The following is a 12,819-nucleotide window of genomic DNA, read 5'->3' on the forward strand; positions in this document are numbered from 1 at the left end:
GACGAAAGGGATGTCCGAAATGGCAAAGAAAATTAGAGTTACCGAAACTGCCCTGCGTGACGCACATCAGTCACTTATTGCTACAAGAATGACAACAGAGGAAATGCTCCCGATTCTTGATAAGCTTGACAAAATCGGTTATTATTCACTTGAGTGCTGGGGCGGTGCAACATATGACGCTTGTCTTCGTTTCTTAAATGAAGACCCATGGGCAAGACTTCGTACAATTCGTGAGCATTGTCCGAATACAAAGCTGCAGATGCTTTTCAGAGGTCAGAATATGCTCGGTTACCGTCACTATGCCGATGACTGCGTAGAGTACCTCGTTCAGCGTTCGGTTGCTAACGGTATTGATATTATCAGAATTTTTGACGCTCTTAACGATATTAAGAACCTCAAGACAGCTATCAATGCTGCAAAGAGAGAAAACGGCAAGGCTGAAGCACAGGTAGCAATCAGCTACACAACAGGCCCTGTATTTACTGATGAGTACTATGTAGAGTACGCAAAGAGAATTGCCGATGCAGGCGCTGATTCTATCTGCATTAAGGATATGGCTGCTTTGCTTACACCAACAGCTACAGAGAGCCTTGTAAAGGCTATTAAAGAGGCTGTTGACCTTCCTGTTCAGCTCCATACACACTACACATCAGGTCTTGCATCAATGTGTCTTTTAAAAGGTGTTGAGGCAGGCGCTGACGGTATTGATACTGCTATCAGCCCACTTGCACTCGGTACTTCACATGCTCCTACAGAGTCAATGGTTGCCGCTTTTGCAGGCACACCGTATGATACAGGTCTTGACATTAAGCAGCTTGCTGAAATTCGTGCTTACTTTATGACTCTTCGTGAGAAATACTTTAAGAACGGTCTTCTTGATCAGAAGATGCTTGCTACAGATGCTAAGGCTCTTATCTATCAGGTTCCGGGCGGTATGCTTTCTAACCTTCTTTCACAGCTTAAGCAGGCAGGCAAAGAAGACAAGCTTACAGAGGTACTTGAGGAAGTTCCGAGAGTTCGTAAAGATGCAGGTTACCCACCGCTCGTTACTCCTACATCACAGATTGTTGGTACACAGGCTGTATTCAATGTAATTACAGGTGAGAGATACAAGATGTGTACAAACGAGTTTAAGGGTCTTGTTGCAGGCGAGTACGGCACAACACCAATGCCGATTGATCCTGCATTCCAGAAGAAGATTTGCGGCGATAAGAAAATTATTACTTGCCGTCCTGCAGATTTACTTGAGCCGGAGCTTGATAAGCTCAGAGGTGAGATTTCACAGTGGATTGAGCAGGAAGAGGATGTTCTTTCATATGCTCAGTTCCCGAAGGTTGCTCTCGACTTCTTTGAGAAGAGAAGAAATGCCGAAGTTGGCATTAACGGCGACAAGCTCGACAAGAAAAATATGGTTCATCCTGTTTGATAATTTAATCAAATTAGTTACTCCCTTCGTATTTACGGAGGGAGTTTTTGTATACAATTTTGTTTAGTCAAAATAACTAACAATTTAATCAAAAGATTATACAATAATACACTTGCTTGATATTTAATGATATAGTACAATAATCGTAAGAAATATGACTTATGTTTTAAAGGAGGCTATATTATGAAAAAACTTATAAGCGGTATTATGGCAATAGCAATTTTGGCAAGTGCTGTTCTTTGCGGCACAACAACAGCATTTGCGGCTGATACTGGAAACTCAGCCGTTGGTGATGTAGATATGTGGAATCACGATTTTAAAAATAAGTTAACAGGAGAACTTATGTGGGCGATTGATGATATTGCGGATACAGATACGGTTGCGGTTGAAATTGATTTAACTTCATATTATGAAGATATATATATATTTGCAGATAAAAACGATCGCTTAGATGAGATTATTGTAAATGAAGACGGCGGAAAGACTTATAGTGATGAATTATTGCGTGATTATGAGGAATATAAAAATAATATAAGAAGTCAGAAGCCCGATGATAAAAAGAAAATTATTGATGAAAAATATTCAGTATCAGAAATAAAATATTTTTCCGCAACTGAATGTTTGTTCTGCATTTCAACCAAAGAACAGATATTAAACCTTGGTGATGCCGATATAAAGGTATCTATTGATCTTGCAGATAAAGACTACTACAGTGTTGATACCAAAATTACATGGGATGAATTTTTTAAGATTGAAAAACAGACAAGAGAATATATTGAACAAACTTTAGCTTACCCTTGCCCTGAAAGCGATTATGATATTTATTATTTTAAATTATCTGCAATAAGCGAAGAAGTTAAATTTGATTATATTTTAGTTGAGGATCATTATTCATCAAACAATAATATTAAATCTTTAAAAACAGGAAATTTTGTATATCCCATTTATGAAGATTCACCTGCAGGCAGTTATTATTATGCTGATAATAAAGTACAAAATGCTGTTGAATTATACAATAACGGTGTTATTGATATTAATACTTTATATGATCTTAATGCCAGATATTGCGGCGATCTTAATGCCGATAAGTCAACAAATGTAAATGATGTTACAAGTTTGCAGATGTATCTTAACGGTTCTCTTTTTGTCGAAGAAGATTCAATATTTGATGAAAACAGATATAAAATTTATTGTGACTTAAACGACGACGGAAAAATTGATGTAAACGATGTTACTGTTCTTCAAAAGTATATTTCAATGACAGTATAATGTTTTTTAAAAATTAGGAATTATGAATACTTAGTCAGGCAATTATAAAAGATTGGCAAAACAATTTACTAAGCCATAATTTATTCACAACTATCTAAAAACAATAAAACTAAAGGTTGAAAGAATTGGTAATACTCCAATTTTTTCAACCTTTTTAAGTTATACAATAGCCGCACAAAGCGCTGCACAGCATATGTTTTTGCAGCCTGCTTTTTTAAGAACCTTACAACATTCTCCGAGTGTGTTGCCCGTAGTAATAATATCGTCAATTATAAGAATATTCTTGTCAGCCACTGCTTGACTGTCAATTACACGGTACACACCTTGAACATTGCTTTCTCGTTCTTTTCCTTTAAGCGTATGTTGAGCTTTATTTTTCTTATGCTTTTCAACAAGTTCTGCATACGGAATGTTAAAAATTTCCGCACATTCTTTTGCAAGAAGTTCCGATTGATTATATCCCCGTTCACGCATATTTTTATAATACATCGGTACGGCGGTAATAATATCAAAACAGCCGACACCGTATTTTGCGATTATTTCATTAGCCAGAGGTATGGCAAGTTGGCGGGAATATGACGGATTTTCATAGAATTTAAAGTTTTTTACACCGCTTGCAAATATACCATCATATTTAAACGGCGCTATTGTTTTGTATCCTCCGACAGCGTAAGTTTCATAGCCTTTTTGCGGAAATTTACTCTTACATTCTTTACAGGCGTAGTCATTCCTGTCAATAACTTTTTCGCAGTACGGGCACTTTACGGTGAAAATTATGTCCTGCAAAAACAGCATTGCTCTTTTAATATAACTGTTCATCACGCAGTAAAAATTCCTTTAATCCGCTGTATCTTTTTGTACGGCGGTTATTTTGTACCATATATTCTACCGTTTTTGGATTTCCGACAAGCACAAGCGTTTTCTTTGCTCGTGTAACGGCTGTATAAAGTAAATTTCTGTAATAAAGTTGAGGAGGTCCTTGAAACATAGGTATAATTACGCAGTCAAATTCGTTACCCTGGCTTTTATGTACAGTGACCGCATATGCAAAGTCAAGATCGGTTGCGTATTCATAAGTGTATTTGGCTGTCTTGTCGTCAAAAATAACTATAAGCGTACGGCTTTTGCGGTCGATAGAATCAATAATACCTATGTCGCCGTTAAAAATCCCCGAACCCTGCTCTCCGTCATCTCTTATCCAGGTTATATCGTAGTTGTTTTTTATCTGCATTACCTTGTCGCCAATTCTGAATGTTTTTGATGCAATTTCAATTTCAGCTTTATCGGCTGATTTTGGATTAAGAGCCTTTTGAAGTCTGAAATTCATTTCGGCAGTGCCAAGTTCGCCTTTCTTTGACGGGCAAAGCACCTGAATATTGTCAAATGCAGAGTAACTGTAAGCCTTTGGTAATCTTTGTGCGCAAAGGTCAACGATTACTTGAGAAATTTCGGTTTTGTTATTCCTTAATAAAAAGAAAAAGTCTTTATCAGATGCATTGAGAACGGGCATTTCGCCGTTGACTATTTTATGTGCGTTTGTAACAATAAGACTTTTCTGTGCCTGACGGAAAATTTCGTTTAGCCTTACAACCGGTACAATTCCGCAGTCGGTAAGGTCGCCGAGTATGTTGCCCGGCCCTACGGATGGCAACTGGTTAGAGTCGCCGACAAGTATAAGACGGCAACCGATAGGCAAGGCTTTCATAACGCTTTCAAAAATAAAGGTGTCAACCATAGAAACCTCATCAACTATGAGGGCGTCACATTTAAGCTGATTGCGTTCGTTTTTATTAAAAATAGGTTTATCGTGCTTGTCCCAGCTTACTTCAAGCAGACGATGAATAGTTTTTGCCTCAACTCCCGTTAAAGCACTCATTCGTTGAGCCGCTCTTCCTGTCGGTGCGGCAAGCAAAACTTTTTTGCCGTTGTTTTGCAATATTTTAATAATAGCGTTTAATGTTGTGGTTTTACCTGTGCCCGGACCGCCTGTCAGCACAAGCATACCTTTTGTTAGTGCCTGTGTGATTGCCTCTTTTTGCAGTGCGGCATATTCTATTCCGTCATTTTTTTCGCATTTTTCAATTTCGGTGTCAATATTTTTAATTTGTTCAGCCGCAAATCCAAGCAGCATTTTCACTCTTGAGGCTATATAAAGTTCACAAAGATGGGTGTTAGGAGAAAAAATAAATTCTTTATCGTTTACATTGTCTTTGATAAGCGAGCGGTCGAAAATCATTTCCTGCATTGTTGAAGCAATAAGTGCTATGTCAACTTTCAGGAAATCTGCGGCTTTTTTGCAGAGAACCTCAAAAGGCAAACAGGTATGACCGTTGCCTTCGTTATGTATTAAAATATAAGCAATTCCGGCACGAAGTCGCTCTGTGCTCTGCTCGTCAAAATCACGCTTTTTTGCAATAAAGTCGGCAGTCTGAAAACTTATGCCGAACTCTCCGCTGCAAAGTATGTACGGGTTTCCTTTAATTTGTTCAATAGCGGAAGTTCCGAGTTCTGTGAAAATTTTGACAGCCGCCGCATTGCCTATTCCGTATTCACCGAGGAATATTATTAGTGAGCGGATACCCATGCTTTGCTTTAGCTGCAGAGAAAAATCTTCTGCCTTTGATTTTGAAATTCCCTTGAGCATTGCTACTCTTTCGGGTTCGTTTTCCATAACATCAAGAGTTTTTTCGCCAAATTCAGATACAAGTCTTTGTGCGGTTGTTGCGCCTATTCCACGGATTGCACCGGAAGAAAGGTAACGCAGAATCCCTGCTGTACCGCTCGGACGGCAAAGCTCACAGACCTGGGCAGAGAATTGCCTGCCGTAATTAGGATGTTCCTTATAATTGCCTGTGAGCTTTAAAAGGTCGCCCTGATGTACCCTTGGCATAATGCCGACAGCTGTTATATAGTCGTCATCGTCCGATATTTCAACAACGGTATAACCGTTTTCCTCATTTCTGTAAACTACGCTTTCAACATAGCCTTCAAGCTGTAAAAGTGTATTGTCATCCATAAAAACATACCTGTTTCCTTAAAAAATACAGCGGTATTTTGCCACAATTATAATTATTATAGCACTGTTTTTTTGCTTTAACAATACACCTTGCGATTATTCGTTTAAAAGATGTATAAGTTCAGTCTTTTTTATCATACGAATAAATCCGTATTCTTTGCACAAGGCTTTACAAATGTTTTCGGTTTCTTCGTCCATATCGCAGTCAAGGCAAAGTATGCAGTCTTTACCGCCACGACAAAACCATCTTAATCTTGACGCCGCACCACGCAAAATAAATTCGGCATTTTGATTTTCTCCTTCAAGCGGAGTAACAATAATGATTGAGCAATTATTTTTGTTTTTATAAAGGAAATATGTAATTTCCCTTACGCAGTATATTATTCCCATAACCGCAAAAATAATCAGTATGGCAGTTGAAATCGCTGTCATAAAATCACCTCAATATATTTTATTATTAAGTGTGAATTTGGTGAGGTATATTTACTGTTGTTTTGCAGACAATAAGAGGGCGAACAGAACTGCAACGGCGCAGTGTTCGCTAATAATGTATGAGGTGATTTATAATGATGAACAACTCCTATGTAAACCGTAGCATTAAATGCACCGTAAATAACTGTTCTCATAACAACGAGACTGAACACTACTGCTCACTTGAAACAATTAAGGTTGGTACACATGAATCAAACCCAACAGTATGTCAGTGCACAGACTGTCAGAGTTTTGAGTTAAAACAGGGTTGCGGTTGTAAGTAATCTTGCGGTAAAGCAAAAAGCTGTATCCCTTTGCGGGGTACAGCTTTTACTTATATACCGAGAATTATTATGCAATACAGCTTTTTAACAATCGGCATTTTACCGATTGTTTTATTTCTGAATGTTAATACATAATTAAGAACAATTTTATATTCTTCATCAGAAATATTGTGCGTGGAAAACTTTGCTTTGGTACAGATATTTTCAATTTTTTTCGGTATTCTGACTTTTGCATGAACGGAAAGTTTATTTAAATATCTGTAAATGCAGATTACTCTTGATTTATAATCTTTGTGAGTAAAACTGTATTTTCTGTAATACCGTATTAAAATAATTCTTAAGATTGCCAAAGCTATAATCAGTAAAATAATTATAACAATTATGGCAGGTGTTGAAATTTTTGCCTTTACTTCTGTTTTTACAGGCTTAGTATTTTGTGCCTGTGTAGTAGGCTGAACGGTAGGAGAGGTTGTCTGTGCCTGCGTTGTTGTTTGCACTGATTCGGTAGCTTGCGGCACTTCAAAATCAGATGATGTAGCGTCAAGAGGAATCCAGCCGATTCGTTCGTCAAAGTATTCCACCCAAGCATGGGCATTGTCTGAGGTGACTGTCGCCTTGCCGTCAACTACATTTGCGCAGTAGCCTGTTACATATCTTGCGGGAACGCCTAAGGCTCTCAACATTACGGCGGCGGCATTTGCAAAATGCATACAATAACCTGTTTCGGCATCGTTTAAAAACCATTCTGCAACATCTCTGCCGTCGGGTACTTTTTGTGTATTGAGAGAATACGATGCGGAATGTGAAACAAAGTCCTTAACCGCCGCAACCGTTTGAGAAATATCACTCTTGGATAAATCTTTAATATTGTTGCGCTCGGCAATTTCAAGCATTGCCTGTTTGGTATCGTTTGGCAGAGATAAATAGCATTGTGCAAAATCATCGTATTTTGAGGTGCCACTTATTTCTATTCGTGAAAAGTCGTTAATATTTTCCTCGGAATACGGTATAACAAACATAGTGTAGTTTGTTGCCTTGTCGGTGTTTGCTATGAACACATCGCATACAGGCGAAAAATTGTTGTTGATATAATTAAGATAATAGGGTGTGTAAATAACATTTTCTTTGTTTACGGTGTCAATGGTTACGGTTTCTGCCTCTTCGAAATACTGCGTCATAATAGTCATAATAAAGGATTGATAATCCTGCGGATAGTTGTCTGCCTGCTCATCGGTAAGTACAGACCATTTGTTGTTTTCGTAATTTGCATATGCCATACTCTTAAGGTAAATTCTGCCGTCTGTACTTGATGTGACAGTCATAACCTTTTTCCCTGTTTGAGTAAGTGCGCCTGCATTTGAAAAATCTACTTCGGAGCTGACATTATTTCCTACTTCGGCAAGAGCGGATGAGATTTTGCCACTGCCGTTGTAAGTTTTCATTCCCGTGAGAGTTTGTACTGCATTCAGCATATTATCCTGCCACTTCGGTCTTTCGTAATCGGCAACCGGATTTATTACAGCCAAAACAGTAATGAGTACAGCCAAAATAACGGCACAAACCGCAGTTATTACACCGCTGTGTGCATAGTTTAATTGTCTTGTCTGCGATGAAAAGTAAAGCGCAAACAGAACTGTAAATATTATAAGCAGCGGTACAAGGTCGGGCAAAGTGTTTACAAGTACAAAGCAGGGTACAAGTAAAGCAATGCTCAAAAGTCCTGCAATTTTGATTGATTTAATTCGTGATATTAAGAAAGAAAACAATCCGTTCAGAATTAATGACAGCAAAACAAAGAAGCCTGTAGCGTCGTTCGCTATATAACTTGCAAATTTGATGTTGCTGTAAACAGGAAGATAAACCGAATACAGTTCAAGCAGTTTGTTAATTGCGTAGTTTGCCTGTGCAACAATACGCTCATTTGCAAAAACAAATACCAAAAATGCCACAAAAGCGATTACTGTCATACATAAAGCATATTTCAAATTGTTTTTTACAAAGGCTGACAGCAGGCTGAAAACAATTGAAAATAATACAGCCGCCATAATCAGTACCGAAGCTTCGAGTTTAACCGAAAATGCGCTTGCATAGCAGAGTATGGGGCAGACCGACAAAAGAACTATGCATATACTGTCTGCCAGAGTGGAAAGCAAATATTTTTTCATTTTGCCACCTCCTCGGAGTCGGCAAAAATACTGTGAATTTCTGCATTTGAAGTATCTGCGTTACCGAGATTTTGCCGTGTATAAATTGCTTTGTATATGGAATAAATATTTGTTTGAGGGGTAAGGGGATATGCACCTGCATTTTTGGTAGTACACACCGTACACGGAATTTCATTTTTTATTGCGTTCTTGCAAACGCCTGCAAATTTCGCCAAAACTTTATTGTTGTTGTCGGGGTTGTCGCCAAGCATAAGCATAATTTTAAAATTCTTGTAAATCGGCAGGCTCGGTTCTCGAACCATTAAATCATCATTTTTGGCAGATAATTTCCAGTGAACATTACGCAGATTGTCGCCGTCACGGTATTCTCTGATTTCGTAATCATCAGAAAATCCGCCTCCGGCTTTCTTTTTGTATCCTATAATAGTTTGTTTGCCCGTCAGGACTTCTTCGCTGCAATTTGCGGTTTTAGGAATTACAAGTATTTCTGCTGCGGTATTAAACCTTACGGGAATAAAAAAGATTCCGAGCATATCGTAAATCTTAAGCCATCTTGTTTGTGTTTCGACTAATCCGCAATCTTTGCCGATTTTTGAAAGCGGAATATTTACGGGCTTGTTTATCATTCCGCTGTATTTAAACGCTGTTTTTTTCGATTTGCCGCAAAAACTGTTCTTTGAGTAAACAAGAACTTTAATCAAAGGGCAGAAAAGACCGTTGCGGTTGTTTGCCGCAAGATTAATTACAACATCATCGCCTGCATAAATGACCTTGGAAGCATAAAGAGAAAAACCTTTGACGGCCGAATAAATCATAAAAGGCAGACTGCATAACAATGAAAGAACAGGCAGACAAAGTACAACAATCAGCAGAAAATTGGAAAACCAGGCATAATAAAAAACCGCAAACGAAAATGATATTGCAAGAACCGCAATATATATAAGTATGTTCTTTATCATTTTTCCCTCACTAAATTTTGGGTTGCCTTGTTGTTCTCAAAATCTCATTAAGAGCTTTTGTAACGCTGATTTTTTTAGCGTTTGCCTCTGCGCTCAAAATAACACGATGACTTATGGTAGCAACAAAAATATTTTGAATGTCACGGGGAACAATGTAATCTCTGTCATCCGCAAATGCCGCCGCCTTTGCCATATCTTTAAGTGAAAGTGCGGCTCTTGGACTTGCACCTCTTTCAAAAAGGCTGTTCTGTCTGGTGGCTGTTACGAGCATTACAATGTATTTTGCCATATCTTCGCTTACAAAAACTTCTTTTACTTTGTTTTGCATATTAATAAGTTCTTCAACAGTAACTGCTTGTTTTACCTTATCAAGAGGGTTTTGCCGACTGCGGTTAATAAGCATTTGACATTCAGCCTCAAAATTAGGGTATCCCATTGAAATTCTTACTGTAAAACGGTCGGTTTGAGAGTCAGGCAAAAGTTGTGTACCCGATGCACCTACAGGGTTTTGGGTTGCAATTACGGAAAAAGGATTTTCAAGCTGATAACTGTGTCCGTCAACGGTAACTTGCCTTTCTTCCATTGCCTCAAGCAAAGCCGCTTGAGTACGGCTTGAAGTACGGTTAAGCTCATCCGCCAAAAACAAATTACAGAAAATAGCTCCTTTGTTAAAATGCATTTTTCCGCTTTCTTTGTTAAAAGAAGAAAATCCCGTTATGTCTGACGGCAGAGTATCGGGAGTAAACTGTATTCTGCCGTACTTCAGTCCGAGAGCCTTTGAAAAAGCAAGAGCCATAGTGGTTTTGCCGACGCCCGGTATATCCTCTATAAGAATATTGCCGTTTGCGAGCAGAGCAAGCATTGTAATAATAATTTCCCTGTCTTTGCCGTTAATAACTTTTCTTACTTCATTTAAAACAGATTTAAATTCATTCATATTTTCACCATAATTTCTACTTTTTAGATTAATTTATAAATAAAATATGTGTTTTGTGTGAAATGATTTGTATATATTATATATTACCTTATTTTCCAAAAATCTGCAATACAAATACAAAATATTTACAAACAGAATATAGCAGAATAAAAAGGGAACCCGTCAAGGATTCCCTTTGAAAAATATCAGTTGTTAATTTCGTGCTTTTGTTTTGAATATTCACGGTAAAGTGTTTCACTTATTGCCATTTTTTGAATTATATTTTTGACAGTATTGTCAAGCCCGCTGTTTTCGCTGTAGTCGGCAGGGTAAATGTAATCAACTCTGCCACGCTGTAATAAATCTTCTACTTTTGCGTCTTTTTTTTGATATACGGCAATGGAATATCCTCCGTATGCTTTCATCATTTTCATACACGGTACATCGGAAAGACCGTCGCCAATATAAATCATATTGCAAAAAGGAATACGCTTGCTGTCGTCGGGCATCGATTTGTTGAGATCGTTATCGTTGGCAACATCAAGAACACCTTTGTTTATGCGGTACACAAATTGAGTTTTATTTGTGTAATTAACATCGGTTTTCGGCCATATTCCGTTGCCGTTTTCATCGTAAAGAAATTCACAGGCGAAAATACTTTTAAATTCGTTCGCAATATCCGTACCTTCGATAATCTCTTTAAGACCGGACGAAATAACATAGTGCTCGACACATACGCCGAGTTTTTTACCGAAATTGTTTATTCGTGAAAACCATTTTGAAACTCCGTCAAAAAGTTCGACTTTTTTGCCTGTTTCAACAAGTTTTTCTCTTAATAAAGGAATGTTCTTATCTTTAGATATTTTAACCATTGCATACATATATGCAAGGATTGAATCCATATGCTCCTTGTGCCCGATTTCGTTGGCGTAATTCCAAAACTCTTCCTCGGTTATGCCAAGACTCGGAATAAAGCCGTATCCCTGCATATCTTTTGTACAAAGCGTTTTATCAAAATCATACATTATTGCAATAATAGGCTTTCCGTTCATAATAATCCTCTTAATTGGCAGAATATGTTGTAATTTCTACAGAAGTTACTTTTACATCTTCCGTAGGTTTATTTGTCGATGAGTCAACAGCTACAGATGCGATTGAATCCACTACATCCATTCCCTCAATTACCTGTGCAAATACGGTATGACCTCTGTCAACTGCGTTGTAAGCGCCGTCAAGGTATGGGTTACCGCCGTTATCGTCATAAAGCTTTTTGATGTCATCACTGATTACATCTGTGTTGTAGCAGTATGTGCCGTACTGCTGAACAAAAGCGGAGAAAAGCTCGGAATCTTTATAATTTTCAAGCTGTGCTTTAATGTTTGCCCACTGATTTTCAAAGGCAGAAAAACCGCCGTTGTTTTTATAAGCTTCGGGTGTGGTCTGATTGATAAAGAACTGACTTCCGTTTGTGTCAGGACCGCTGTTTGCCATTGATACCGCACCTCTTATGTTAAAGAGTTTGTCGCAGAATTCATCTTCAAAACTTTCACCGTATGAGCTTGTGCCGCCTGTGCCGTCGGCATTTTCGTAGTCACCGCCCTGAATCATAAAATCATTGATTACTCGGTGGAAAATGGTGTTGTCATATTTGCCCTCTTTGGCAAGATTAATAAAGTTTGTAACGGTTTTTGGCGCTTGGTCCGCAAAAAGGCGGAGCTTTATGTCACCCTTTGAGGTGTGCATAATCGCAATAGTGTCGCCGTCGTTAGGAACGTCAAGCTGGAAACCTACTTTATTGTTGTCGTAATTTATAGAAGGATTAATACCTACGGTTGACGGAACAATGCCCATATCTTCAAGTGCGGATACGGCAGGCTGTCCGACTTTTGCTTCGTCAATTGTGGCAACGGCAGCGGGAGTTGCTTCTGTTGCTTTTGAATTTTCGGATTCGCTTTTATCGTTTGAGCAACCGACTGCAAATGCAGGAATAAGTGCAAGTGCCGCAATAAGGCACAAAGTTTTTTTAATTCTGTTGTATTTCATAGTGTATTGATTCCTTTCGGTACATATTTATACATTTTTATCATAACATACTTTAAAAAAAAATGCAACTTTTTAAGCAAATGAGCCGCTTTTGCGGCTTCTTTAAGATTGATTTAAAAAATAAATACCTGTATTGTTTTATTATGCTTTGTGTGTTACAATAATAAAGTATAGCTATGCGGTCGGTTTTGAATTTATGATTTAACAGAGAGTTTTTATTAAATGATTTGCAGTATTTAAAATAAATCCGATTGCATTGAATGTATAGGG

The 12,819-nt window shown here is 38.0% G+C and carries 11 protein-coding genes; 3 read left to right on the forward strand and 8 right to left on the reverse strand.

Going from position 1 to position 12,819, the window contains the following annotated elements:
• The first annotated feature begins 19 nt into the window (after window positions 1-19).
• Complete coding sequence (locus H8R91_RS09705) at window positions 20-1,426, forward strand: oxaloacetate decarboxylase subunit alpha (RefSeq protein WP_186935853.1); 1,407 nt, start codon at window positions 20-22, stop codon at window positions 1,424-1,426.
• Window positions 1,427-1,609: 183 nt separating this feature from the next.
• On the forward strand, window positions 1,610-2,695 hold the full coding sequence (locus tag H8R91_RS09710; RefSeq protein ID WP_186935855.1) for a dockerin type I repeat-containing protein: 1,086 nt from the start codon (window positions 1,610-1,612) through the stop codon (window positions 2,693-2,695).
• A 159-nt stretch (window positions 2,696-2,854) separates the two neighbouring features.
• Here H8R91_RS09710 and H8R91_RS09715 read toward each other — a convergent pair whose 3' ends face one another.
• The 3 genes from H8R91_RS09715 to H8R91_RS09725 form a co-directional block, all read right to left on the reverse strand.
• Window positions 2,855-3,514, reverse strand: coding sequence for a ComF family protein (locus H8R91_RS09715; protein ID WP_186935857.1), 660 nt, complete (start codon window positions 3,512-3,514; stop codon window positions 2,855-2,857).
• Window positions 3,498-5,711, reverse strand: coding sequence for an SF1B family DNA helicase RecD2 (gene recD2, locus H8R91_RS09720; protein WP_186935859.1), 2,214 nt, complete (start codon window positions 5,709-5,711; stop codon window positions 3,498-3,500). The genes H8R91_RS09715 and recD2 overlap by 17 nt, the downstream gene beginning before the upstream one ends.
• A 96-nt stretch (window positions 5,712-5,807) precedes the next feature.
• Window positions 5,808-6,143, reverse strand: a complete 336-nt coding sequence (locus H8R91_RS09725; protein ID WP_022234448.1) for a hypothetical protein — start codon at window positions 6,141-6,143, stop codon at window positions 5,808-5,810.
• A gap of 134 nt (window positions 6,144-6,277) precedes the next feature.
• On the opposite strand from H8R91_RS09725, the gene H8R91_RS09730 reads away from it, so the two are divergent.
• The gene (locus tag H8R91_RS09730; protein WP_022234447.1) at window positions 6,278-6,466 is read left to right on the forward strand and encodes a DUF1540 domain-containing protein; all 189 of its coding nucleotides are present in this window, start codon (window positions 6,278-6,280) and stop codon (window positions 6,464-6,466) included.
• Between the two features lie 50 nt (window positions 6,467-6,516).
• On the opposite strand, the gene H8R91_RS09735 is transcribed toward H8R91_RS09730, so the two are convergent.
• The 5 genes from H8R91_RS09735 to H8R91_RS09755 form a co-directional block, all read right to left on the reverse strand.
• Complete coding sequence (locus H8R91_RS09735; RefSeq protein ID WP_186935861.1) at window positions 6,517-8,631, reverse strand: transglutaminase-like domain-containing protein; 2,115 nt, start codon at window positions 8,629-8,631, stop codon at window positions 6,517-6,519.
• Window positions 8,628-9,590 carry a DUF58 domain-containing protein gene (locus tag H8R91_RS09740; protein ID WP_186935863.1) on the reverse strand — a complete coding sequence of 321 codons (963 nt, stop codon included), beginning with the start codon at window positions 9,588-9,590 and terminating at the stop codon, window positions 8,628-8,630. Before H8R91_RS09740 ends, H8R91_RS09735 begins: the two co-directional genes overlap by 4 nt.
• A gap of 10 nt (window positions 9,591-9,600) precedes the next feature.
• The gene (locus H8R91_RS09745; RefSeq protein ID WP_022234444.1) at window positions 9,601-10,527 is read right to left on the reverse strand and encodes an AAA family ATPase; all 927 of its coding nucleotides are present in this window, start codon (window positions 10,525-10,527) and stop codon (window positions 9,601-9,603) included.
• Between the two features lie 185 nt (window positions 10,528-10,712).
• On the reverse strand, window positions 10,713-11,558 hold the full coding sequence (locus H8R91_RS09750) for an HAD family hydrolase (protein ID WP_022234443.1): 846 nt from the start codon (window positions 11,556-11,558) through the stop codon (window positions 10,713-10,715).
• A 10-nt stretch (window positions 11,559-11,568) separates the two neighbouring features.
• Window positions 11,569-12,549 carry a peptidylprolyl isomerase gene (locus H8R91_RS09755; protein ID WP_243237815.1) on the reverse strand — a complete coding sequence of 327 codons (981 nt, stop codon included), beginning with the start codon at window positions 12,547-12,549 and terminating at the stop codon, window positions 11,569-11,571.
• Window positions 12,550-12,819 lie beyond the last annotated feature (270 nt).

Origin of the sequence: Ruminococcus intestinalis, assembly GCF_014288065.1 — a bacterium.
GTDB lineage: Bacteria > Bacillota > Clostridia > Oscillospirales > Acutalibacteraceae > Ruminococcoides > Ruminococcoides intestinale_A.